The sequence below is a fragment of the Burkholderia sp. LMU1-1-1.1 genome (assembly GCF_040675865.1).
Classification (GTDB): domain Bacteria; phylum Pseudomonadota; class Gammaproteobacteria; order Burkholderiales; family Burkholderiaceae_D; genus Rugamonas.
Window position 1 is genome coordinate 19,687 of sequence record NZ_JBEGHG010000034.1, and the last position, 25,065, is coordinate 44,751.

Annotated in this window: 19 protein-coding genes; 12 read left to right on the forward strand and 7 right to left on the reverse strand. The window is 62.9% G+C overall.

Going from position 1 to position 25,065, the window contains the following annotated elements:
- Positions 1–198: 198 nt before the first annotated feature.
- Positions 199–2,454: a carboxy terminal-processing peptidase gene (locus MRBLMU1_RS21680; protein WP_363505577.1), complete on the reverse strand. Its 2,256-nt coding sequence runs from the start codon at positions 2,452–2,454 to the stop codon at positions 199–201.
- Positions 2,455–2,935: 481 nt separating this feature from the next.
- On the opposite strand from MRBLMU1_RS21680, the gene MRBLMU1_RS21685 reads away from it, so the two are divergent.
- Positions 2,936–4,963, forward strand: a complete 2,028-nt coding sequence (locus tag MRBLMU1_RS21685) for a methyl-accepting chemotaxis protein (protein WP_363505580.1) — start codon at positions 2,936–2,938, stop codon at positions 4,961–4,963.
- A gap of 148 nt (positions 4,964–5,111) precedes the next feature.
- Here MRBLMU1_RS21685 and fabF read toward each other — a convergent pair whose 3' ends face one another.
- Entirely contained in the window at positions 5,112–6,437 is a 1,326-nt protein-coding gene (fabF, locus tag MRBLMU1_RS21690) for a beta-ketoacyl-ACP synthase II (protein ID WP_363505583.1), read from the reverse strand.
- Between the two features lie 119 nt (positions 6,438–6,556).
- Here fabF and MRBLMU1_RS21695 point away from each other — a divergent pair, with 119 nt between their 5' ends.
- From MRBLMU1_RS21695 to MRBLMU1_RS21715, 5 genes are all read left to right on the forward strand, one after another.
- Entirely contained in the window at positions 6,557–7,588 is a 1,032-nt protein-coding gene (locus MRBLMU1_RS21695) for an AraC family transcriptional regulator (RefSeq protein WP_363505586.1), read from the forward strand.
- A 179-nt stretch (positions 7,589–7,767) separates the two neighbouring features.
- Positions 7,768–9,804, forward strand: a complete 2,037-nt coding sequence (locus tag MRBLMU1_RS21700) for a TonB-dependent receptor (protein ID WP_363505589.1) — start codon at positions 7,768–7,770, stop codon at positions 9,802–9,804.
- 35 nt (positions 9,805–9,839) lie between these two features.
- On the forward strand, positions 9,840–10,199 hold the full coding sequence (locus MRBLMU1_RS21705; RefSeq protein WP_363505592.1) for a DUF2946 family protein: 360 nt from the start codon (positions 9,840–9,842) through the stop codon (positions 10,197–10,199).
- Between the two features lie 84 nt (positions 10,200–10,283).
- On the forward strand, positions 10,284–10,898 hold the full coding sequence (locus tag MRBLMU1_RS21710) for an SCO family protein (protein ID WP_363505595.1): 615 nt from the start codon (positions 10,284–10,286) through the stop codon (positions 10,896–10,898).
- The gene (locus tag MRBLMU1_RS21715) at positions 10,895–11,332 is read left to right on the forward strand and encodes a copper chaperone PCu(A)C (protein WP_363505598.1); all 438 of its coding nucleotides are present in this window, start codon (positions 10,895–10,897) and stop codon (positions 11,330–11,332) included. The genes MRBLMU1_RS21710 and MRBLMU1_RS21715 overlap by 4 nt, the downstream gene beginning before the upstream one ends.
- On the opposite strand, the gene MRBLMU1_RS21720 is transcribed toward MRBLMU1_RS21715, so the two are convergent.
- Complete coding sequence (locus tag MRBLMU1_RS21720) at positions 11,307–11,867, reverse strand: hypothetical protein (RefSeq protein ID WP_363505601.1); 561 nt, start codon at positions 11,865–11,867, stop codon at positions 11,307–11,309. The two genes, MRBLMU1_RS21715 and MRBLMU1_RS21720, sit on opposite strands and share 26 nt — an antisense overlap.
- A 305-nt stretch (positions 11,868–12,172) precedes the next feature.
- Here MRBLMU1_RS21720 and MRBLMU1_RS21725 point away from each other — a divergent pair, with 305 nt between their 5' ends.
- Positions 12,173–13,522 (forward strand): MFS transporter, encoded by a 1,350-nt coding sequence (locus MRBLMU1_RS21725; RefSeq protein ID WP_363505604.1) that lies wholly within the window; start codon positions 12,173–12,175, stop codon positions 13,520–13,522.
- A 124-nt stretch (positions 13,523–13,646) separates the two neighbouring features.
- Here MRBLMU1_RS21725 and MRBLMU1_RS21730 read toward each other — a convergent pair whose 3' ends face one another.
- The 3 genes from MRBLMU1_RS21730 to MRBLMU1_RS21740 form a co-directional block, all read right to left on the reverse strand.
- Positions 13,647–14,795: a DUF1624 domain-containing protein gene (locus MRBLMU1_RS21730; protein ID WP_363505607.1), complete on the reverse strand. Its 1,149-nt coding sequence runs from the start codon at positions 14,793–14,795 to the stop codon at positions 13,647–13,649.
- Between the two features lie 53 nt (positions 14,796–14,848).
- Positions 14,849–16,945, reverse strand: a complete 2,097-nt coding sequence (locus MRBLMU1_RS21735; protein ID WP_363505610.1) for a TonB-dependent siderophore receptor — start codon at positions 16,943–16,945, stop codon at positions 14,849–14,851.
- A 120-nt stretch (positions 16,946–17,065) separates the two neighbouring features.
- On the reverse strand, positions 17,066–17,620 hold the full coding sequence (locus MRBLMU1_RS21740) for a thymidine kinase (RefSeq protein ID WP_363505613.1): 555 nt from the start codon (positions 17,618–17,620) through the stop codon (positions 17,066–17,068).
- Between the two features lie 257 nt (positions 17,621–17,877).
- On the opposite strand from MRBLMU1_RS21740, the gene MRBLMU1_RS21745 reads away from it, so the two are divergent.
- The 4 genes from MRBLMU1_RS21745 to MRBLMU1_RS21760 all read left to right on the forward strand — a co-directional run bounded on the left by MRBLMU1_RS21745 (position 17,878) and on the right by MRBLMU1_RS21760 (position 21,375).
- Positions 17,878–18,252 (forward strand): DUF4148 domain-containing protein, encoded by a 375-nt coding sequence (locus tag MRBLMU1_RS21745; protein ID WP_363505616.1) that lies wholly within the window; start codon positions 17,878–17,880, stop codon positions 18,250–18,252.
- A gap of 167 nt (positions 18,253–18,419) precedes the next feature.
- On the forward strand, positions 18,420–19,787 hold the full coding sequence (locus tag MRBLMU1_RS21750; RefSeq protein WP_363505619.1) for a cystathionine beta-synthase: 1,368 nt from the start codon (positions 18,420–18,422) through the stop codon (positions 19,785–19,787).
- Entirely contained in the window at positions 19,784–20,959 is a 1,176-nt protein-coding gene (locus tag MRBLMU1_RS21755; protein ID WP_414646106.1) for a trans-sulfuration enzyme family protein, read from the forward strand. The genes MRBLMU1_RS21750 and MRBLMU1_RS21755 overlap by 4 nt, the downstream gene beginning before the upstream one ends.
- A gap of 50 nt (positions 20,960–21,009) precedes the next feature.
- The gene (locus MRBLMU1_RS21760) at positions 21,010–21,375 is read left to right on the forward strand and encodes a hypothetical protein (RefSeq protein WP_363505622.1); all 366 of its coding nucleotides are present in this window, start codon (positions 21,010–21,012) and stop codon (positions 21,373–21,375) included.
- 12 nt (positions 21,376–21,387) lie between these two features.
- Here the strand turns inward: MRBLMU1_RS21760 and MRBLMU1_RS21765 are convergent, their stop codons facing one another.
- Entirely contained in the window at positions 21,388–22,563 is a 1,176-nt protein-coding gene (locus MRBLMU1_RS21765; RefSeq protein ID WP_363505625.1) for a M23 family metallopeptidase, read from the reverse strand.
- Positions 22,564–22,753: 190 nt separating this feature from the next.
- Between MRBLMU1_RS21765 and MRBLMU1_RS21770 the strand changes: the two genes are divergently transcribed.
- Positions 22,754–25,000, forward strand: coding sequence for a PhoX family protein (locus MRBLMU1_RS21770; RefSeq protein ID WP_363505628.1), 2,247 nt, complete (start codon positions 22,754–22,756; stop codon positions 24,998–25,000).
- Positions 25,001–25,065: the final 65 nt, after the last annotated feature.

The window sequence follows — 25,065 nt, forward strand, 5'->3', positions numbered from 1 at the left end:
AAACCTCAATTAATGAGTTTGCAATTATATGCCCAAAAAAAAGCCCGCTACGAGAGCGGGCTAAATCTATTTCCTTGGAGGAGAATAGAGGAGACAGAAGAATGATGCCTTAGGGTCCCATATATATCCAATTTATCTTCATAATGTTGGATATTCACCAAAGGCATAACATGTATCCTTGCGGCAATACGCCCCCGTTTACTTCAAGTCGGCGGCGTATGGCAGCACGCGCGACGCCATGCGCGTATCGGTTTTCAGCAAAGCCACCTCGTCCGCCAGGATGTGCACCGCCTCGTTCAGCAGCACGTCCTTGGCCGCCTTGGCCGCCTTTTCCGCTTCCAGCTCGGCCGCCAGCGAACGCTCGGCGCCCTGCAGGCCGTCGTCACTACGCAGCGCGCCCTTGACGGCCGCCACTTTCGGCACCGGCGCCGTCTTGCCGCTGGCAGGCTTGGCCGAAATCGCCTTGTTCAGCGCATCCCTTGGATCGGGCACCAGGATAGGATCGTCGGCACCCGGCGTGTTGGCCAGCAGACGGGCCTCGCGCAGCTTGGCGCGCGCCTCCTGCTGCTCGCGCTCCTTGCGGCGCACGGCTTCGTTCAGCGAGATCGAATTTTCCTTGCGCTGCTTCTTGACCAGGGCGATGTCCTCGGCCAGGTACTGGAAGTCCTTGTCCTTGGCGACGCGGGCGTCATGCTTTTTATCCAGCATCGGCACGATTTCCTTCAGCTCACCGGCCGGAATGTAGATCGCCGGCTTGATCGAAGTCCACGGCAAGGCGTTGTCGTAGCTCGATTCGCCGAAGGAATCGGCGTCCGACATCGTCGGCAGCTTGATGTCCGGCGTGACGCCGCGCAGCTGCGTGGTGCCGCCGTTGATGCGGAAGAACTGCGCCACCGTGAACTTCAGCTCGCCGTACTTGACCTTCTCGCTTTGCGAGAAACGGTCGAGGCCGAACAGGGTTTGCACCGTGCCCTTGCCGAAGCTCGGCTCGCCGATGATGATGCCACGGCCGTAATCCTGGATCGCCGCCGCGAAAATCTCCGACGCCGAGGCCGAGCCGCGATTGATCAGCACGCCCATCGGGCCGTCCCACGCCATGCCGGCGTTGGTGTCGCTTTCCACTTCGACCTTGTTGTCGGCGGTGCGCTGCTGCACTACCGGCCCCTTGTCGATGAACAGGCCGGTCAGTTCGACCGCCTCGTTGAGCGAGCCGCCGCCGTTGTTGCGCAGGTCGATCAGCACGTTGTCGACCTTATCCTTCTTCAGCTCGGCCAGCAGGCGGGCGACGTCGCGCGTGGCGCTCTTGAAGTCCTTCTCGTTCTTGCGGCGCGCCTCGAAGTCCTGGTAGAAGGTCGGCAGCGCGATCACGCCGACGCGGCGCTTGGTGTTGCCGTCCTTGACCTCGTAGATGGTCTTCTTGGCCGACTGCTCTTCCATGCTGATCTTCTGGCGCACCAGCGAGACGAACGCGTGCTTGCCGTCCGGGCCGGCGTCGGCCGGGATGATCTCCAGCTTGACGGTGGAGTCCTTCGGACCGCGAATCAGCGCGACGACGTCGTCGAGGCGCCAGCCCATGACCTCGGTCAGCGGGGTTTTCTCGTCCTTGGCGACGGCGACGATCTTGTCGCCGACCTTGATCTTGCCCGACAGGCCGGCCGGGCTGCCCGGCACCACCTCGCGCACGACGGTGTAGTCGTCGCGGCTTTGCAACACGCAGCCGATGCCCTCGAGCGACAGGCGCATGGCGATGTCGAAGTTCTCGGCCGCGCGCGGGCCCAGGTAGTTGGTGTGCGGCTCGATCGACATCGCGTAGGCGTTCATGAAGATCTGGAACACGTCCTCGTTGGTCGGCTTGCGCGACGGGATCAGGTAGTTCTCGTAGCGCTTGTCGAGCGTCTCGCGGATGCTCTTGTCATCCTTGCCGGCCAGCTTCAGGCGCAGCCATTCGTTCTTGACGCGCTTGCGCCACAGGTCCTTGACCTCGGCATCGCTCTTGGTCCATTCGGCCTTTTCGCGGTCGTACTGGTAGCTTTCGTCGGAATTGAATTCGAACTTGCCGGTCTTGACCAGCTCGCGCGCATAGGCGATCCGCTCGTTCAGGCGCTGCTGGTACAGGTTGAAGATGGCGAACGGGACGCTGAGGTTCTCGCCGTTGATGGCGTCGTCGAGACGGGTGCGCACGATGGCGTACTGGTCGATGTCGGCTTGCGTGAAGAACAGCTTTTCGGAGTCGAGCGACTTGAAATAGCGGTCGAAAATCTTTTCGGACATCGCGTCGTCGAGCGGCACGGCCTTGTAGTGTAACTTGCCCAGCACGCGGGACGCCCAAACGGCCGCCTGGGTTTGACCCGCCTGGGGCTTGAGTGGGGTATCTGCCGCTTTTTCCGGCACGGCTGCGCCGGCCTGGACTGACAGGGCCGACATCATGGCCACCAACAGCATTTGCTTCTTCATCGGCTTTACTCCGGAACGTAATAATCCATTTATCGGTGACGCAATTCGGTAATGCGGTCATGCGGCAGTAACAAACCGCACGATTTTATTCTACAGGATAGCAGCCGCGCCACGGCATCGTGAAGCCAGAGTTTCCCTGTACAAGCTTAAGAGTAACTGAAAATCGTTTTCTGTCCAGCAATTCGCATGCCCCCGTGCCACGCCGGACCGGAGCGGCCGTGGAAAACATTCCATTTAAGTTACTGTTTTCAAACGAAAAATCAACCGCAGCGGCAACTACGTATATTGCCATGCAGCAAAATTATGCTATCATCCTGTCCAGTACAGTTATTTCCCCGGCCCGCCAAGCAATGATTCGGCAGGGCCCGCACGCCTCCACTGGTGAGGCGCTTGTAGTTCGTAGCCGCCTTACCCAGTCGCTCCCAGGAGCGCGCTCGTCTACGAGCATCCCAATAGCAAGACTTTTTCTCTGAAGAGATCCATGAGCACATTTACTATGAATACCCGTAACTGGGGCGTTGGCACGAAGATTACCGTTTTCACTTTCGCGCTGATCAGCGTGATCCTCGCGGTGCTGCTGACGCTGATTAATATCAACACCTCGGCCATGCTCAAGGAACGCGCCAAGTCCAACGTCGCCAACTCCCTCAACGGCATCAGCAACACCGTCGAGGTGTTCAACAATGCGATGACCAACGAAGCGTCCAGCTTCGCCCGTCTGTTCGCCGCCGGCTTCGGCGGCGGCAAGTTCTCGCTCGATCCGGCCACCAAGGTCGAAATCGCCGGCAAGCCGACCCCGACCCTGCTGCACGACGGCAAACCGCTCAACCTGGACTTCAGCATTCCCGACAAGTTCACCAACGACACCGGCGTCATCGTCACCATCTTCGCCGCCGATGGCGAGGAGTTCGTGCGCGTGAGCACGTCGCTCAAGAAAGAGAACGGCGAGCGCGCCGTCGGCACCCAGCTCGACCACGCACACCTGAGCTACGCCCCCCTGCGCGCCGGCAACAGCTACATCGGCCTGGCCACTCTTTTCGGCAAGCAATACATCACCCAGTACGACCCGATCAAGGACGACGCCGGCAAGGTCATCGGCGTGCTGTTCATCGGCCTCGACATCTCCAAGAACATGAATATGCTTAAGGAGAAAATCAAGGCCATCACCATCGGCGAAACCGGCTACATCTACGTGCTGAACGCAGCGCCGGGCAAGGCCCAGGGCACGATGCTGATCCACCGCTCGCGCGAAGGCGAGAACCTGTTCGAGCGCAAGAGCGCCGACGGCCGCCTGTTCATCCAGGAAATGCTCACCGCCAAACAAGGCAGCATGACCTACGACTGGCCCGACGCCGACGGTAAGCAGCCGCGCGAAAAAATGGTCGAATTCAAGACCTTCAAGGATTGGAACTGGCTCATCGTCGGCGGCACCTACACCGAGGAAATCACCCGCGAGGCCGCGACCCTGCGCAACACCTACGCCGCGCTCGGTCTGACCGCGCTGGTCATCTTCGCCGGCGTGCTGTTCCTGCTGGTGCGCTCGGTCGTCTCGCGTCCGCTGGCCCGCGCCGAGGAAGCGGCCACCCGCATCGCCCAGGGCGACCTGGACGTGCACCTGGAAATCGACAACAAGGATGAAATCGGCCTCGTGCTGCGCGCCCTCAACGGCATCAGCAGCAACCTGTCGAACGTGGTAGGCCAGGTGCGCACCGGCGCCGAGCAGATCACCACCGCCTCGAGTGAAATCGCCAGCGGCAACCTGGACCTGTCGTCGCGCACCGAGGAACAGGCGTCGAGCCTGGAAGAGACCGCCGCCTCGATGGAGCAGCTCAGCAGCGCCGTCAAACAAAACGCCGACAACGCCGCCCAGGCCAACCAGATGGCGCTGGCCGCCTCGGGCATCGCCGCCAAGGGTGGCGAGGTGGTCGCGCAGGTGGTCGACACGATGGGCTCGATCAATCAATCGTCGCGCAAGATCGTCGACATCATCTCGGTCATCGACGGCATCGCCTTCCAGACCAACATCCTGGCGCTGAACGCGGCCGTGGAAGCTGCGCGCGCCGGCGAACAAGGTCGCGGCTTCGCGGTCGTCGCCTCCGAGGTGCGCAGCCTGGCGCAGCGCTCGGCCACCGCCGCCAAGGAAATCAAGGCGCTGATCGACGACTCCGTCAGCAAGGTCGACATCGGCAGCCGCCAGGTCGAACAGGCCGGCACGACGATGCAGGAAGTGGTCGACAGCGTGCGCCGCGTGACCGACATCATGGCCGAGATCAGCAGCGCCAGCGAAGAGCAGCGCGCCGGTATCGGCCAAGTGCACGAGGCGATCGCACAGATGGACCAGGTCACGCAGCAGAATGCCGCGCTGGTGGAAGAAGCGGCCGCCGCCGCGCATGCGCTGCAGGACCAGGCGCACGAGCTGGAGCAAGTGGTGCGCATCTTCAACCTGGGCAATCACAAAGGCGCCCCGGCCTTGGGTAACGACAAGCGCGAATATCTGGCGCTGAAGTAAGGGTATTGAAGTAATTCATCGCGCCTCTGCGAAAAAGCCGCCATCGTGAAAACGGTGGCGGCTTTTTCAATGGCGGGCGTCGGTACTTAGGCTTGGGGTCAAGTCTGTCATTCGGACACGATCTCTGCCGCCCTACTCACAACAACGATCAAAGCCGGCGGAACACCAGACTGGCATTGACCCCACCAAACCCGAAACCATTGGAGATGGCGTAGTCTGTCGCTATCTTCCGGGCCGACGCGGTGACAATATCTATGCCCTCCGCCGCCGGATCGGGCTGCGCCAGATTCAGTGTGGGAGGCGCCATCTGGTCGCGCAGGGCGAGCACGGTGAAGATCGCCTCCACGCCCCCGGCGGCCCCGAGCAAATGGCCGGTCGCGGACTTGGTGGCCGATACCGCCGGGCCGCGCCCCGCCCCGAATATCGCCTTGATGGCAGCCAGCTCGCTGGCATCGCCGACCGGCGTGGACGTCGCATGCGCGTTCAAATGCCCGATCTGTTCGGGTGCGATGTTCGCCTGCCGGATCGCCAGTTCCATGGCGCGCCGTCCACCACCGCCGTCATCGGGCGGCGACGTCATGTGATACGCGTCGGCGCTGGTGCCATAGCCCAGTAGTTCCGCAATCGGCGTGGCGCCGCGACGCAACGCATGCTCCAGCTGTTCGATCACCAGCATGCCGGCGCCCTCCCCCATGACAAAGCCGTCCCGTTCGATATCGAATGGTCGGGAAGCGCGGGCGGGAAATTCGTTGAAGCCCGTGGACATCGTTCGAGCGGCGGCGAACGCGCCTAAGCTGACGCGATCGATGCAGGCCTCGGCGCCACCGCACACGGCAATATCGGCTTCGCCGGCACGGATCAGGCGCGCCGCGTCGCCAATCGCCTGCGCACTGGCGGCGCATGCGGTAACGGGCGCGCCAAGCGGACCACGAAAGCCGTGGCGAATGGAAATGTGTCCGGCCGCCATATTGGCCAGAAAACTGGGAACGGTGAACGGAGAGAGCCGCCTTGGCCCACGTCCATCAGTCGTTCTCACGGCCTCCACGATCGCGCCGAATCCACCCACGCCCGAGCCCACGATAGTCGCCGTTCTTTCGCGTTCGCTGTCGGTATCGGGCTGCCATCTGGCCTGGTTCAATGCCTCTTGCGCCGCAGCCAGGGCAAACAGGCTGAATCGGTCCATTTTCTTGTGGTCCTTGGGCTCCACGGAGCGCGCCGGGTCGTATCCCCATGGACGGTCCGGCGTCAGGCCCGGCACAACGCCGGCGACCTTGGATGCAATCCCTTCCGTGACCTCATCAGGCAGGGCAACCAAGCCAGAATGACCATCCAGCAGGCGGCGCCATACGGCCTCGACCCCACAGCCCAGGGGCGACACCACGCCCATGCCGGTCACGACAATTCGTCTTGTATTCAAATCATGCTCCTCTTTGACAGATGAAGAAGGCCGGGCGCAATTGGCAAAATACGCCATGCGACGCCCACCGGGGCATTGGACGCTCCTGAAATCATCCCTGAGTATAGGGATATAAGGGGGAAAATGATGGCGCATCACGCCAATGAATATGCAAAATGCGCCATAATGGCAGAACTATGAAGCTATCCTGGCAAAGCGCGACCACTGTTTCGGCCCACTTCCTGCACGGGATGCTGCGCTTCGTCCGCACCCATCACGGGGAAGGGCTAGCCGCACAGGTCCTTGCGAGTGCCGCCATCCCCGAGTCCCTGCTCCGCCAACCCGACGCACGACTGACGCGCCAGCAGTACGTCGCGCTGTACAAGACAGTGGCGGCGACACTCGATGACGAGATGCTAGGTCTGTGGTCCCGGCCAATCCGTACCGGCACCCTTAAATACCTCATGCTCAGCCTTCTGGACGCGCCAACCGTGCTGGTGGCTTTGAATCGCTTTGTCCGCTTCTGGAATTTGCTGCTGGATGACTACCGGCTACAGATATCAACCAAAAACAATCTTGTCCGGCTGGCGCTCGTGGAAAGAACGCCTGGCACGCAGGTCAGGCCGCTCGCGCATGAGTTGATGATGAAGCTGATTCACGGCATCGCCTCCTGGTTGCTTGGCAGGGAGATCCCTCTGCACTGCGTCGAGTTCAGCTTCGCCAAGCCCAGGCACGTGGAGGACTATGCCTTCCTGTATCCCGGCGAGGTGCGCTTCAATGCTGAAACGACGAGCATCTATTTCTCGTATCAAGATTGCGCCGAGACGTACAAACGCGAAAAGCACGAACTATGGGCTTTCCTCAAACGCGCTCCGGAAGACTGGACCTTCAGCGCGCTTCACCGCGCGTCCTTCGCGGCCAAAACACGCGAGTATCTTGAGCAGAACTTGGCGCAGCCGGTGACGATACAAGATCTCGCGCAGGCATTGCACACGTCCGTTCGCACGCTCAACCGCCGATTTTCGGAGGAAGGAACCCACTTTCAGGCGGTGAAGGATGGATTGCGACGCGATATCGCGGTTCATCGCCTGACAAATTCAAACACGGGGGTGGCGGCGATAGCATTTGACCTTGGCTTCTCCGACGCCACAGGTTTCTGCCGTGCTTTTAAGCACTGGACCGGCAGCAGCCCTTCCGACTATCGGAAGGACACGCGCCAGGGCGAGTGATCGGCGAATGGCAAGCGCAGGAAATGATGGCTTGACGTTATGCGACACATGTCGCATCATTGCCATATTCGTCGCAAATAAGCTTGATCATGCCCAGCCAATCGATTCTCCTCCCCAGCCTGTTGAAAGCCTTATGGCGTCAAATCCGATTCATCCTCTGCATGCTTGTCGCGCTACCAATGTCAACGCAAGCCCAGGAAGAACAGCCATCGCCCCCTTCCGCGACGGTAACAGTCACAGCAAAAAAAGCACCCGTCCTCAAAAAAATCGATAAGACCATCTACGACGTTTCAAACATGCCGAGGGCGGCGAACGGCACCGCCCAGGATGTTTTGCAGTCGACACCCGAGATATCGGTGTCGTCCGACGGGCAAATTTCGGTCAAGGGCAACGCGCAGGTCACCGTGCTGGTCAACGGCAAGCCGACGGCGATGATGTCCGGCTCGGCCGATGAACGGGCGGCGGCGCTGCAGACCATGAGCGGCGCCGACGTCGCCAGCGTCGAAGTCATCACCAATCCCTCCGCCGCCTACAACGCCAACGGCGGCGCCATCCTCAATATCGTGTTGAAGCGCAACCGCAAGCCCGGCGCCCACGCGCAGATCCAGGGCAGCGCGGCGGACCACGGCCTGTGGAACGTCGGCGCGTCGGGCGACGTGACCAACAAGGAGCTCAGCGTGCACGGCAACCTGGCGCTGCGCCATGACGGCACGGAAAAAATCCGTGAATCGACGGTGGACTGGAACAATCCCCTGGGCGGCGACACCCGGCGGACACGCCAGACGTCGCAAGTCTTCGTCCGGCGCACCGTCCAAAGCGCGTCATTGGGCATCGACTACACGCTCAGCGAAACGGATAGCCTCGGCATGTCGACGAAATATAACGAGCGTCGCTCGCGTCCCGTGTACGACGTGCTCAACGAGAATCGTACGGGCGCGGACGAGACCATCTTCCACCGCATCTCCATCGGTCCCAACGAGCAGTCCGACGGCACAGCCAGCCTGAACTACAACCACCAGGATGGCGGCACCGCGCTCAAGGCGATGCTCCAGCACAGCGATACGAAGGGCCTGATCGACAAATCCTACCGCGACGTGTTCGTCATGCCGGCGGGCGCCACCGACTACAGTCGCGGCGCCACGAGGCTGACGCGCCGCCTGGATCAAGCCACCGTCGACTGGAGCCGCCCATCGGATTACGGCAAGTTGGGCATGGGCCTGGATATCCAGGACAAGGTCGACAACATCCACAACTATCAGGCATCCATCGATCCCGCCACAGGTGCCGAGACGTCCGATCCCGCCACCACCAACGGCTACGCCGTGACGACAACGGTGACCGCAGCCTATCTGACCGACCAGATCACACACGGGAAATGGGAAGCGCTGCTGGGCGGACGAGCCGAACGCATGGCGCTTCGCGTGCGTCCGGCGGAAAGCGGCGCGCGGACGCGGCATTGGCAGGCGTTCAACCCCAGCCTCCACCTGCGATATGCCGTCAGCGACAAGGCCGACCTGACGCTCAGCTACCGCCGCAGCCTGCAGATGCCCGATCCGCGCGATCTCAATCCGTTCACCACCTATGTCGACGCGCAGAACCTGAGTCGTGGCAACCCGGGGCTGAGGCCGCAGCAGCTGACCTCCTGGGAGATCGGCGCCGATGCGAGCGCCAGGCAATTAACGGGCAGCCTTAACGCCTTCTATCGCACCAGCAGTAACACGGTGACCGACGCGCGCAGTTTTACCGACAATGTGATTGTTACCTCGAAGCAGAACGGCGGGCGGGCCAGCTCGGCCGGCATCACCGGCTCCATCACCTGGACGCCCGACGCCAAGCTGCAGCTAGGCATGGATGGCGGCGCCTATCGTGTGATGCTCCAGACGCCGGACCTCTCCGGCCTGGTGCGCCAGAACGATATCGCCGGCTATGCCAACCTGAGGGCCGCATACAGCTTAGGACAGGACAAGCTGTCGCTCGATGCGCATGGCCAGTCGGCGGGCATCTCCCCGCTCGGCAGGTTTGGCGCGACCAGCAGTGTCAACCTGGCCTGGAGGCACGCGATGACCAGGACGCTCAGCCTGACCGTCAATGCCAACGACATTTTCGACGGAAGCAGGCGCGCCTATGCGACCGACACGAGCACCTTCCGCCAGGCCGGATTCGATCATTTCATCGCGCGGCGCATTTATGTGGGTCTGGTGAAAAAGATCGAGTAAATGGGCGCCGGTCCGTTTTAACTTATAATTCGCACATGGGTAACCTCTTCAAACACCGGCGTCGAACCAGCCTGATCGTCTGCATCGCGATCTTGCTGAACCTGTTGACGCCGGCGCTCGGCCAGGCGATGTCGACGCTGCTGCGCGACCCGCTGACCTTGGACATATGCAGCGCCACCCCGGCCAAGCGCACGCAGGACATGCCGGTCGCCGGCATGAAGCATTGCGTATTTTGCGCCACCCACGCGACCCCGGCCGCGCCGCCGCCATCCATTCCGGCGCTGGTCGCGCTGCTCGACGGCCACGATGCCTATCCGTCCCTCGATTATCTGTCGCCCTCGCCGCTGGCCGCCTGGTCCGGCGCCAAGCCGCGCGGCCCGCCGTCGCTGTCCTGACCCTCGCTTGAAGCGCACGATACGCCGCCCGCCCCCATTGGGAGCCGAGCGTGCGCACGCCTTTTCATCACCGACAGGATATCCATGCAACGAAGGTATTTCATCTCCACGCTCGCGGCCATACTGATCACTGCCGCACCAAGCATCGCGGCGCCGGCCTACAACGGCATCGACGTCACCGGCGCCGCCATCGGGCCGGACTACCAGCTGTTTTACGCCGATGGCAAACCGGCGTCGCTGCGCGACTTCAAGGGCAAATACGTGATGCTGTTCTTCGGCTTTACGCAATGCCCGGACGTCTGCCCGACGGCGCTGTCGCGCGCCGTCGAAATCAAACGGCTGCTGGGCGCCGACGGCAACAAACTGCAAATCGTCTTCGCCACCGTCGACCCCGAACGCGACACCGGCCCGCTGCTGGCCGAATACATGCGCGCCTTCGATCCGACCTTCGTCAGTGTGCGCGGCAACCTCGCGCAGACCGCCAAAGCCGCCGCCGACTTCAAGATTTTCTATCGCAAGGTTCCCAGTGGCAGCTCGTACTCGATGGACCACACCGCCATCACCTACGTGTTCGACGCCGACAGCAAGATCCGTCTCGCCTTCAAACATGACCAATCCGCCCAGCAATGCGCAGACGATCTGCGTCAACTGATGGCGCCCGCACGACCAACAAGCTTCCTGAAAGGACTATTCCAATGAAAAAACTGCTCTCCCTGCTGCTGCTCGCCGCCCTCCCCGCCCTGGCCCAAGTGACCGTCGGCGAACCGTGGGTGCGCGCCACCGTCGCCGCGCAAAAAGCCACCGGCGCCTTCATGACGCTGACCTCGACGCAGGGCGCCAAACTGGTCGGCGTGAGCTCGCCGGCCGCCGGCGTGGTCGAAGTGCATGAGATGAAAATGGTCGACGATGTGATGCGCATGCGCCAGATCACTTCGCTGGACCTGCCGGCCGGCCAACCGGTGAAGCTGAGCCCCGGCGGCTACCACCTGATGCTGCTGGAGTTGAAGCAGCCACTGAAGGAAGGCGGCACCGTGCCGCTGACGCTCGAGATCGAAAACGCGCAGAAGGTGCGCAGCAAGATCGTGGTGGACGCGCCGGTCAAGCCGCTCAATACGGCAGCCATGCACCACTAGTCAGACCCGTGACGCCGGCCACCCACCAGCCGGCGCCGACGATCGGCAGATACGGCCACGACCGCAGCGAGATTTTCCAGTCGACGTTGGACGGCCAGAAGGCCAGGAACTGCGGCGCCACCGCGAACGCCAGCGCGACGTCGATCCACTGGAAATGCAGGCCGTGGCGGGTGCGCCACCACGCCACCAGGAACGGCAACACCACCACCACAAACGGCGCCAGCGCGGACGGCGCCGCGTTGTACCAGCGCACGCGCGTCAGCCGCACCGAGCCCAATTCCCAGCCCTGTCCGACCCTGCGCGGTATCACCGTGAAAGCGGCTGGACGGGCGCCGGTCAGCTTGGCGGCGACGAAATGCGCCAGCTCGTGGCAGACGGTGCCGGCGAGGGTGAAAAGGAAAAAGAAGGGATGCCGCGCCGACAAGGCGCGGATCAGCAGCGCCAGCAACAAGGACGGCACCAGGTAGATCAGAAGATCGCGATGGTGGCACAGCCAGGCCGGCGCGAGTACGTTACATTCAAACAGGCTGCTCATACGGCATCGTCGCATGGTGGCTATCCCACGTCAATTCGGATCCCGCCAGGGGCTGGCCAGCTGCGCCGCCTGAGATCAAAACGGCACGCCGGCCCCGCAAGGGTCCTCCGGCCCCTTGCCCCCATCCCATACGTCATCGTACAACTAAAATCAACCGAGGAAAACGTTTAACTACTTGATTTATTTGAACTTAGTGATTGGCGATACAGATCCGTATAACTGCAATACGAATTTGAGATATCTGGTTGTATGATGTCTGATATCTGCGCTATTATCTGCGCACACAACATCAGCAAGGAGATCGCATGACGCAGCAAGCACCAGCAACGCGGGTACGTTGGCTCATTCTGGCCATACTGTTCGCAGTCACCACCATCAATTACGCCGACCGCGCCACCATCGCCATCGCCGGTCCCGAGCTGAAAAAGCTGCTGGGACTGTCGCCGGTGCAGATGGGCTATGTGTTCTCGGCCTTCGCCTGGTCCTATGTGCTGGCGCAATTGCCGGGCGGCTGGCTGCTCGACCGCTTCGGCACCAAGATCACCTATTTCTTCAGCATCTTCATGTGGTCGCTGTTCACCCTGCTGATGGGCACGGTCGGCTTCCTGACCGGCGCCGCCGCGCTGACCGCGCTGTTCTGCCTGCGGTTGGCCGTCGGCGCGTCCGAGGCGCCCTCCTTCCCTGGCAACAGCCGGTTGGCCTCTTCGTGGTTCCCGACCGCCGAGCGCGGCACGGCCGCCGCCATCTTCAACTCGGCGCAATACTTCGCCACCGTGCTGTTCGGGCCGTTGATGGGCTGGCTGGTCCACACCCACGGCTGGGAAAGCGTGTTCTACGTCATGGGCGGGCTGGGCATCCTGATGTCCTTCATCTGGCTCAAGATGGTGTACGGCCCGAAGGACCATCCGCGCATCAACGCGGCCGAGCTGGCCTATATCAAAGAAGGTGGCGCGCTGATCGACCTGGAAAGCAAGGACAAAGCGGTCGCCACGACCAAGCTCGACACCGGCTCGGCGATCCGCCAGCTGCTGGGCAACCGCATGCTGCTGGGCGTCTACATCGGCCAGTACTGCATCAACACGCTGACCTACTTCTTCCTGACGTGGTTCCCGGTCTACCTGGTCACCGAGCGCCACATGACGATTTTGAAGGCAGGCTTTGTCGCGGCGCTGCCGGCGGTGGCCGGCTTCCTCGGCGGTGTTTTGGGCGGCGTGATCTCGGACCGTCTGATCAAGCGTGGCTTCTCGCTGTCGGTGGCGCGCAAGACGCCTATCGTTTGCGGCCTGTTGCTGGCGATGTCCATGATCATCTGCAACTACGTTGAAACCGACTGGCTGGTCATCACCGTGATGTCGCTGGCGTTCTTCGGCAAAGGGATCGGCGCGCTGGGTTGGGCCGTGGTGGCGGACACGTCGCCGAAGGAAGCGGGCGGCCTGAGCGGCGCCTTGTTCAACACCTTCGGCAACACGGCGGGCATCACCACGCCGATCGTGATCGGCTACATCCTGCAGCAGACCGGCTCGTTCGCCGGCGCGCTGGTATTCGTCGGCGCCAACGCCGCCGTCGCCATCCTGTGCTACGTGCTGATGGTGGGCGAGATCAAGCGTTTCGAGTTCAAAACGCCGGTGATCACCAAGCTGCCGCTGGCGGCGTAACCCCGGCACCGCCTGATCCGTCGTGTAGACACGTAGGGCGGATTAGGCGGAACGCCGTAATCGGCCATGCGTGCGTCGCCGAGACGCATGCATGGCCGATTACGCTACGCTAATCCGCCCTACTTTAAAGATACTTCACCCAGGCCATCGTCGTTCGGCGCTTGAATTGGCCGAACGCCTTGCACGGCCAGTACATCAGCGGTATCAACGCCGCCGACATCACCCACACCGCCCAATAGTTGTCGAACTCGTAGCGTCCGCCATAATTGGCACCGAGCAGCGCCAGCGCCGCTTCCTGCAGCAACAGCAGCGTGAACAGGTGCAGCAGATAGTAAAACATCGGTACGCCGCCAAACACGGCGGCCACGCGCAAAAATCCATTGTCGCGCCCTTCCAGCCACGCCAGCACCAGGCACCCGCCGCCCACCGTTATCAGCAGGAACGCCAGCGATGGCGGATACTTGGTCACGTTCAGGAACGACATCACCGTCCGTACCGCCGTCTCGCCGGGCACCCAGTCGAGCGTTTCGCCATAGATGTTCAGCCCGCGCAGCACCAACAGCAGCGCCATCGACACGCAACCGGCCACCAACAGCGTCTTGCGGCGCCGCGCCGGCCGTTCCGACCTGGCGTACCACGGGCCGGCGGCGTAACCCAGCAAAATCACGCCGATCCAAGGCAGCAGCGGATAACTTATCTTGATTTTCATCGCCCCCTCCGCCACCAGGAAGCCGCGGTCGTGCAAAATCGTCCAGGGGACGAAGCCCCAGCTCCCCGGCTCGAACGAGATCGGTGTCAACAGGTTATGTCCGAACACGATGATCAATCCCAGCCCCGCCACCACCTTGCGCGGCAAGCGATGCAGCAGCGCCAGCGCGATCATCGACAGGCCGATCGCCCAGATCACCTGCAGGTAAAGGGTCGGCGGTGGAAAGCGTCCGCTCCATGAGAGGTTGATGACGAAAATCTCAAGCAGCACCAGGAACAGACCGCGCTTGAGCAGGAAGCCGGTGGCCGAGCGCGGGCCGCTGGCCGGATGCGCGTACAGCCAGGCCGACAATCCGGTGAGGAACACGAAGATCGGCGCGCAGAAGTGCGCCGCGAACCGGCCGAAGAACTGCGCCGGTTCGATCGTCGCGATGTCCATCGGATCGGGCACCGGCCAGCGCAGGAAGAACCGCTCGCGCACGTGGTCGAGCATCATCACCATCATCACCAGGCCGCGCATCACGTCGATCGACGCCACGCGGGCGCCATGCGCCGGCGCCTTCATTACATTTGCACTCGCATTCACACTCATATCACTCGCTGAACTTAGACTTAACTTTAGAATTTATACTGCGCCTTCAACGTGACGCGGCGCTCCTCGCCGGCGGCCACCCAGGTTTGCTGGTAGGAGCTCGGGTAGTAGGTCTTGTCGAACACATTGTCGATGTCCAGCGACAGGCGCAACTTGCTGGTCGGTGAGTAGGACGATACCAGCTTTGCCGTCGTATAGGACGGCAGCTTGAAAGTGCTGGTGATCGCCACGTCGCCATTGCGCTCGCCGACATAATTCAGGCCGCCGCCCAGCGATGCGCGCGCGCCGCCGACCGTCAGCTCGCGCACCAGCAGCAGGTTGGCGCTTTGCTTCGGCACGTTGGGCAGCGCCCCGCCTACCGCCAGCACGTTATCGCGCAGAACTTCGGCATCCGTATAAGCGTAGGAGAACGACAGCTGCAGCTTGCGCGCCACCTCCCCCGACACATCCAGTTCCACGCCCTTGCTTCCCACTTCGCCGGCCGCCAGCGAATAGTTGGTGTCGAGCGGGTTCAAAGTCAGCACGTTCTTCTTCCGGATCGAATACAGCGCCAGGGTGCTGCTCAACTTACCGTCGGCCGTGTCGAACTTGATGCCGGTTTCGTAGGCACGGCTGGTCTCGGCCGGGAACGATTCGTTGTTGATGCCGATGCCGCTGTTCGGCCGGAACGACTTGCCCGCCGACGCGTACAGCGAAATCTGGCGGTTCGGCTGATACACCAGACCGACGCGCGGGCTGGTGACATCGAGCGTCTGCCGATTCTGCAGACCATTGCGGTTGGCATTGGTGATGGTCTGGCGGTAGGCGTCGCGCCGCACGCCCAGCAGCGCCTTCCACTGCGTGTTCAAATCGATTTGATCCTGCGCGTAAACCGCGGTGGACCACTGCTGTTCCCGGGTGTTGATCGACGGCCCGAGGGTGGTCGGTTGCGCGCCGCCGTAGACCGGCCGATAGATATCGATGGCGTAAGGCGCCGCCGCGTTGGGATTCTTGCGCAACTGAAGCCGGTCATCGATGAACCGATAACCATCGACGCCGAACAAGACGTTGTGCCGCAAGGAGCCGGTGCTTATCTTGCCCAGCAACTCCACGCGGCCGGACCAGTCCTGCGCCGAGAAGTCACGGAAGCGGCGCTGGCGCCACAAGGTGCGGCCGTCCGCCTGCAACGCCGAAGCCTCGGTCGAAAAGCCCTTCATCGAACTGCTGCGGTAAGCCAGGCCGCTTTGCAGCGACCAGCCGTCCTTGAAGTCGTGCTGCACGAAGACCTGGTGACCGGTCGATTTCACCGTGATCGGGCCATCGGCGGCCTCGCCAAGAAAGCGCGAGTTCGGTATCAGTCCGAGCACGCCTTTAACCGCCACCACGCCGCGATCGAAGTAAGCCTGCTGCTCGAACTGTTCCAGCTCATAGGAGACGGTAGTGTCGTCCGTCACGCGCCAGATCACCGACGGCGAAACCATATGGCGCTTCGACGACAGCGTGTCGCGGAAGCTGTCGCCCTTCTCGTATGCCGCGTTCAGGCGGTAGGCGACGCTCTCGCCCAGGGGGCCGGTGAGGTCGGCGGCGGTGCGGTAGGTGTCATGGCTGCCGATCGACTGCTCCAACGTGTACGACGGCTGGAACAAGGGCTTCTTGGTGGCGATGTTGACGATGCCGCCCGGCTCTCCGCGTCCATACAAGGCGGCCGCCGGGCCTTTCAGGATCTCGATGCTGTTGACGTTGGCGCTGTCGCGCAGGCCGTTGTACCCACGGCTGGAGCTGAAGCCGTTGACCAGGAAATCGGAGCCGTAGTTCGGATCGCCGGTGAAGCCGCGCACCGCGTAGCTGTCCCACACGCCGCCGAAGTTGTTCTGCCGCGAGATGCCGCTGCCCAGGTCCAGCGCGTCGGCGAAACGGCTCACGCCCGCGTCGCGCAGCATGTCGGCGGTCAGCACGCGCGCGCTTTGCGGCAGATCCTTCAAGTCGGTCTCGGTCTTGGTGGCGGCCGTTGCCGACAGGCTGCGGTAAGGCTGGCGAACGCCGGAGACTTCGACGACCTCCGGTTCGTCGGCGCCGGCCGACGCGAACAGTGGAAAAGCGGCAGCCAGGCAAATCGCCAGGCGGGTGTGACGCACCATCAGCATAAAGACTCCAAAAGTAAACTCCAAACGCAATAGACTTGCATTATACATGTCAACGCAATTCAGTTGCGTTAAACATTTTGAAGATACTTGGTGCCTGGGTGGGCGCGGGATGAGGGGGGCTTATTCCGAGTAGAAGCAGCGGCCGCAGGCCTGGCGATAGCTCTCGTTGCCGCCTATGCTGATTTGCTCGCCCTCTTTCATGCGCTTGCCGTCCTGGTCGACGCGGATGTTCATGGTCGCCTTCTTGCCGCAGGTGCAGATGTTCTTGAGTTCCTCGATATCGTCGGCCAGCGCCAGCAGATAGGCCGAGCCGGGGAACGGCTCGCCACGGAAATCGGTGCGCAGGCCGTACGTGATGACCGGGATGCCGCGCACCTGCGCCAACTGGTGCAACTGCTGCACCTGCGCCGTCGACAGGAACTGCGCCTCGTCGATCAACAGGCAGGCGATCTTGTGGTCGATCTTCACGAGGAAATCGGTGTCGGCGTCGAACACTTCGGTCTGGCGCTGCGGCCCCAGTCGCGACGTCACCTGCCCCACGCCATACCGGTTGTCGATGGCGGCCGTGAACAGGCGCACCTGCTGGCCCTGCTCCTCATAGTTATGCGCCACTTGCAGCATCGCCGTGGACTTGCCTGCGTTCATCGCAGAGTATCGAAAATAGAGTTTTGCCACCGCCGCCTGCCTTCAAATATGTACGTCTTAAGGGCGGAATTATAAACCGTGGGAAGGCCCGATTGGGTAGAGCTATCGCCCCGATAGAAATTATTAGCTAGCTATTAGATCGTGTACTACGTATTATTCACTCACTGGCAAACAAATGACGAAGCAAAAGCCGGATGAATATAGTGTACGATCTAATCGATGGCAATACAAACCGCCAATGCAAGCCGCAACAACCACTTAAAACTTTTAATATCAGGAGCCCCACCATGAAAAACGCCGTCATCGCCCTCTCCGTCGCAGCCCTGTTCGCTTCCGCCGCCGTGTCGGCCCAGGAAACCAGCCAGCTCACCCGCGCCCAGGTGGTCGCCGAATACCAGGCCGCCGTCGCCGCAGGCAACGCGCCCCTTTCCGGCGAACAGTACAGCGGCAACAACAGCGCCTTCGTTTCGACCAAAACCCGCGCCGACGTCCGCGCCGAACTGCTGGCTGCGCAGCAACGCGGCGAAGTGACCTCCGGCGAGCAGTACCAGAACCAGGTGCCGAGCGCCGCTCCCGAGGGCAAAACCCGCGCCCAGGTGCGTGCCGAACTGGCCGCCTACCGCGAAGCCTATCCCGAGCTCTACAACGCGCCCAGCCTGTAATTGGCGACGCCACCGCGTCCGCCCGGGAGCGGACGCGGCGCCGGCAAATTTCCGCGTCACATCTCCACTTGGCGGCCGCTTGCGTCGCCGCATATCCCGCGATCTACGAGACGCACCCATCGACGCAAAATAGCGCATACTTGCCTGAAAAGCAGCAAGGAGACCTTATGCGCACCCCCGCACTGTTTACCCTGATTGGCAACACGCCACTGATCGAGATTACCCGTCTCGACACCGGCCCCTGCCAACTATTCCTCAAACTGGAATCGCAAAACCCCGGCGGCTCGATCAAGGACCGCATCGGCATGTCGATGATCGAAGCGGCGGAAGCCGACGGCCGCCTCAAGCCCGGCGGCACCATCATCGAGGCAACCGCCGGCAACACCGGCCTCGGTCTGGCCCTGGTCGGCCGGCTCAAGGGCTACCGCGTGCTGCTGGTCGTGCCGGACAAGATGTCGACCGAAAAAGTGCTGCACCTGAAGGCGCTCGGCGCCGAGGTGCGCACCACCCGCTCCGACGTCGGCAAGGGCCATCCCGAGTACTACCAGGACTTCGCCGCGCGGCTGGCCGCCGAAACCCCGGGAGCCTGGTTCGCCGACCAGTTCAACAATCCGGCCAACCCGCTGGCGCACGAAACCACCACCGGCCCCGAAATCTGGGAGCAAACCGGCCATGACGTCGACGCCATCGTCGTCGGCGTCGGCTCCTCCGGCACGCTGACGGGCCTGACGCGCTACTTCCGCCGCGTCGCCCCGCGGCTCGAATTCGTGCTGGCCGACCCGCAAGGCTCGATCCTGACCGAATACATCGAGACCGGCCGCGTCTCCGACACCAGCGGCTCGTGGGCGGTCGAAGGCATCGGCGAGGACTTCATCCCCGCCATCGCCGACATGACCGGCGTGCGCAAGGCCTACACCATCACCGACCAGCAAAGCTTCGACAGCGCCCGCACGCTGCTGCGCGAGGAAGGCATACCGGGCGGTTCGTCGACCGGCACCCTGCTGGCCGCCGCCCTCAAATACTGCCGCGAGCAGACCACGCCGAAAAGAGTGGTCAGCTTCGTCTGCGACACCGGCACCCGCTACCTGTCGAAGGTCTACAACGACGGCTGGATGCAGGACCAGGGCTTGCTCCGCCGCCCGCAGGAGCGCGACCTGCGCGACCTGATCGGACGCCGCTACGACGCCGGCCAGGTGGTCAGCGTCTCGCCCGAGGACTCGCTGCTGATCGCCTTCAACCGCATGCGCGCCGCCGACCTGGCGCAGTTGCCGGTGATTTCCGCCGGCCGGCTGGTCGGCATCATCGACGAATCGGACCTGCTGCTGACGGTCGACACGCAACCGGAGCGCTTCGCCAACCCGGTCGGCGCGACCATGACGCGGCGGCTCGAAACGCTGCCTCCGTCGGCCGACCTGCACGCGCTGCGCGCCGTGCTCGATCGCGGACTGACGGCGGTGGTGGCCGACGGCGACATCTTCTACGGCCTGATCACCCGCTTCGACCTGCTCAACCATCTCCGAAGGACACTATCTTGAACAAAAAAGCCGCCCATGCCCTGTCGACGCGCGTGATCCACGCCGGCCAGTCGCCCGATCCGTCGACCGGCGCCATCATGCCGCCGATCTATGCCACCTCCACCTACGTGCAGGAGAGTCCCGGCGTGCACAAGGGGCTGGACTACGGCCGTTCGCACAATCCCACGCGCTGGGCGCTGGAGCGCTGCATCGCCGACCTGGAAAGCGGCGCGCAGGCGTTCGCCTTCGCCTCCGGCCTGGCGGCGATATCGACGGTGCTGGAGCTGGCCGACGCCGGCTCGCACATCATCGCCGGCGACGACATGTACGGCGGCACTTACCGCCTGTTCGAGCGGGTGCGCCGCCGCAGCGCGGGCCACGATTTCACCTACGTCGACCTGACCAATCCGGAAAACCTGCTGGCCGCGATCAAGCCGGAAACCAAAATGGTCTGGGTCGAGACGCCGACCAATCCGATGCTCAAACTGGCCGACCTGAAGGCCATCGCCGCCATCTGCCGCGAGCGCGGCATCATCGCCGTGGCGGACAACACCTTCGCCAGCCCGTTGGTGCAACGCCCGCTGGAACACGGCTTCGACATCGTCGTCCATTCGGCCACCAAGTACCTGAACGGCCACTCGGACGTCATCGGCGGCATCGCCATCGTCGGCACCGAGGCGCACCAGCAGGCGTGGCGCGAACAGTTGGGATTCCTGCAAAACTCCGTCGGCGCCATCGCCGGACCTTTCGACAGCTTCCTGACCTTGCGCGGCGTCAAAACGCTGGCGATCCGCATGGAACGCCACTGCCGCAGCGCGCTGGAGCTGGCGCGCTGGATGGAGCAGCAGCCGGAAATACGCCGCGTCTACTATCCCGGCCTGGAATCGCACCCGCAGCACGCGCTGGCCAAGCGCCAGATGGAAGGCTTCGGCGGCATCATCTCGATCGATCTGAACACCGACCTTGCCGGAGCGCGCCGCTTCCTGGAGCATTGCGAGGTGTTCGCGCTGGCCGAAAGCCTGGGCGGCGTCGAAAGCCTGATCGAGCATCCGGCGCTGATGACCCATGCCACCATCCCGCCGGCACAGCGCGCGGTGTTGGGAATTGGCGACGGCCTGATACGGCTGTCGGTCGGAATCGAAGATATAGAGGATTTAAGGGCCGATATTCGCGGTTCGCTCGACGCGATTTAGGTGCTAGTATCCGCAACGTGAACAACCATGCCTGAAACCAGATCGCAACCATGTTGGAACTCGTCTTCATCCTCATTGGCGTCGTCATCGTCGCCTGTGTCTATTCGATAGGCGTCGCCAGCGCCAAGCCTATCCCCGGAAGCGGCTTTTACAAAGTCTCCAGGGATGGCCGCGTGCTGGTGGCAGGGGGCACCAAAGTCAACGTGCTGCGCCCGACGATCTACCCGGAGGGCCTGAAGGTCAAGCTGCGCGGCGGCGACCGCGTGGGCGAGTTCTGGGTGCACGACCTGGTGGCCGAAGTCTACCTGCCCAACCCCGAGCGGCTGACCGGCGTGCGCCACAAGGACGGCAACGTCCGCAACAACACCATCGCCAACCTGGAATGGGTCCAGCAGGAGCAGGCCCTCGCCAACTAGCCGGACTCCCGGCTAGTCCACCTCGAAATCGATCACCGCGCTATCCAGCGGATACTCGCGCGTCCGGACCTCCCATTTGCCCTCGTCCACGCGCATGCGGAAGCGGTCTATCAGGTACGGCACACCCTCGCCGTCCAGGATATCGGTCCCGGTAGCCACCTGAAAATGTAAATGCGGCACCCGCGCGTCGCCCGAATTGCCGACACGCGCCACCAGCTGCCCTTTCCGCACCTTGTCGCCGGCCTTGACCCGCACGCTCCCCGGCTGCAGATGCGCATATTGCGCGTACTGTCCATTGCCCAAATCGAGGACGATGAAATTGCCGGACAGGTTATCCATGGTCAGCGGCACGGCCGGCGTGAAACCGTCCTTGGTGCGCGGGATATTGTCCGGCATGTCGTTGCGCGCGCCGACCACCATGCCGTCGGCGACGGCGACGACGTCCTGGCCATACGAGTAATACGCGCGGACGTCCCGCGCATCGCCGCTATAAATCTCGCCGTTCCGGTACTTCTTCCAGTCGATGGCATAGCGCCGCGCGTTCTGCGCCAGTCCGCCGGCGACAAACACTCCCTGCCGGTGGTGCGAATGAAGGTTCGGGCCATTGTCGGCGGTCCAATCCGATCCGGTCAACGGGCGGCCCAGCACGTGCAGCCTGGTGGAACGGGTGGTCACCACCGGACCGTCGGCAAAGGCGCCATCGAGCAGCACGCGATGCCGCAATTTTGCCGGCGCCGCCGTCTTGTCGAACGCGAGGCACAGCGAAACGATGGCGCCCTGTCCGGCGCCCAGGCGCGTCGGGGCGCCCTGCGCGACGCCGCCGACCATTCGCAGGCGTTCCTTCACCTGCGCTTCTTTTAATAGGGAGACGACGCGCATCCTGTCGTCGTCGGCGTTCAGGATTTCGACGCCCCGCACTACCATGGCCTCATCCGAGAAGTTGCTCAGATAAAGTTCGTACAGCAAGTAGTCGCGTCCGGCGGCCGGAAACAGCGTCGGCGCCACCGGGGTCCGGACCTCGAGCTGGGTCGGCGGAAATACCTGAGGACGCGCCTCGGCCGCGGAAACGCCCGCGCTGCTGGCGATCACATCGCATCCTGGTGGTGGCGGAAACTCCGCCGCCGTCCGCGCCTGCGCCGACGTCGCAACCAAAAGACTCAAAACGACCAACATTTCGCGAGTTGACATTTTCGCCTTAATGACCAAAAAAATAATATTTTAGATCATTACCTAAAGACAAGCATTATTAATCTCGACTAGTGGAAACAAAAGAAACCGACTGTCACTATTTTGTCATCGATCTGTCATGGCGACGTCATAAAGGCTAGCTATCATGCGCTTGCCATTTTAACCATGTCACTACAGGACAAGCCACCCAATGAATAAGCCAAACGATCTGGTCCGCACTTCCATCGACGCGGATGATATCGAGAGCCACGCCTCGCCGAGCGAGCATTTCAACACGATCCTGGCCGCGCGCATGAGCCGCCGCAACATGCTGCGCGGCGGCGCCGTCACGGCCGCCACGGCGATCATGGGATCGATGGGTCTGAGCGCCTGCGGCGGCAGCGGCAACGTCGCGCCGGTGGTCACGCCGCCAACCCCGGCACCGACTGAAAAACTGCTGGCCTTCAGCGCCGTGCCGAAAAGCCTGGCCGACCAAGTCTCGGTCCCGGCCGGCTACACCGCCACCGCGATCTACGCGCTGGGCGACTCGCTGCGCGCCGCCACCCCGGCCTACAAGAACGACGGCACCGACACCGACTTCGACAACCGCGCCGGCGACCACCATGACGGCATGGAGTACTTCGGCCTGTCGGCGGCCGGCGCGCCGCTGGCATCGGGCGCCGAGCGCGGCGTGCTGGCGATGAACCACGAAGCGACCACCGACGAGAAACTGGCCTCGCACTTCCTGCACGTGAACGGCGGCACCACCTCGCTGCCGCGTCCCGCCGCCGAAGTGGACAAGGAAGTGGCCGTCCACGGCCTGAGCGTCGTCGAAGTGAAAAAAACCGGCACCACCTGGGCCACCGTCAACGACTCGGCCTTCAACCGCCGCGTCACCCCGCTGACCGACATCGAGATCTCCGGCCCGGTGCGCGGCAACGCGCTGGTGGTGACCAAGTACTCGCCGACCGGCACCAAGACGCGCGGCACGCTGAATAACTGCGGCACCGGCAAATCGCCATGGGGCACCTACCTGAGCGGCGAAGAAAACTGGGCCAACTACTTCACGCGCAGCGCCACCGACGACGCCGCCCGTGGCGACAAATCGGTCGTCGCGCTCAAGCGCTATGGCCGCAACCAGGGCGCCACCTCGCGCCACGGCTGGGAAACCGCCGGCACCGACGACAAGTACGCGCGCTGGGACATCAGCAAGAAAGGCACGTCGACCGACGGCAGCGACGACTACCGCAACGACATGAACGGCATGGGCTACATCGTCGAAATGGACGCCTACGACAAGACCAAGGTCATCCGCAAGCGCACTGCCCTGGGCCGCTACGCGCATGAAAGCGCCGCCTTCAGCGTGCCGGCCGTCGGCCAGCAGCTGGCCGTCTACATGGGCGACGACTCGCGCAACGAATACATCTACAAGTTCGTCTCCAACGCCACCTGGCTGGCGGCGGACGCCAACCCGACCGACCGCATGGCGACCGGCGACAAATACCTCGACTCCGGCAAACTGTATGTGGCCAAGCTGGCCGCCGACGGCACCGGCCAGTGGATCGAACTGTCGATGTCGAACGCGCAGATCCAGGCTTACACCGCCTACAAGTTCGCCGACCTGGCCGACATCATGGTCAACACCCGCCTGGCGGCGGACGCCGTCGGCGCCACCAAGATGGACCGTCCGGAATGGTGCTCCGTCAACCCGGCCAACGGCGAGATCTACTACACGCTGACCAATAACTCGAACCGCACCGTCAATCCGACCGGCTCGTCGCAGCTGGCCCCGGACAGCGCCAACCCGCGCGCCTACACGGACATGAAAGGCACCACCGCGCAAAACGGCAATCCGAACGGCCATATCATCCGCTTCAAGGAAGGCACCGGCGCGGCCGCTGCCACCAGCTTCACGTGGGACGTGTACCTGTTCGGTGCCGAGAGCGGCGCCGACAGCAGCAAGATCAACCTGTCGAGCCTCACCGCCGACCAGGACTTCTCCAGCCCCGACGGCCTGGCGTTCAGCCAATACACCGGCATCTGCTGGATCCAGACCGACGATGGCGCCTACACCGATGTCACCAACTGCATGATGCTGGCGGCGATACCGGGCAAGGTCGGCGACGGCGCCAAGTCCACGCTGAACTACACCACCACCGCCGGCGGCACCCTGGCCGTTGACACCTTCATCGGCAAGAAGCCGACCGCCGACACGCTCAAGCGCTTCCTGGTCGGCCCTGCGGGCTCGGAAATCACCGGCATCACCGAGACGCCGGACGGCAAGACGATGTTCATCAACATCCAGCATCCGGGTGAGAACACCTCGCTGGCCAACATCAACGACCCGACCAAGTACACCAGCCAGTGGCCGTCGAACGCCGGTTACGGCGCCGGCAAGCGTCCACGCTCGGCCACCATCGTCATCACCAAAAACGATGGTGGCCGTATCGGCAGCTGACCGCCCGATGTGAACTGGGAGTTGTAAGCGGCCCGGTCGTGCAATGCGACCGGGCCGTTTTTTTA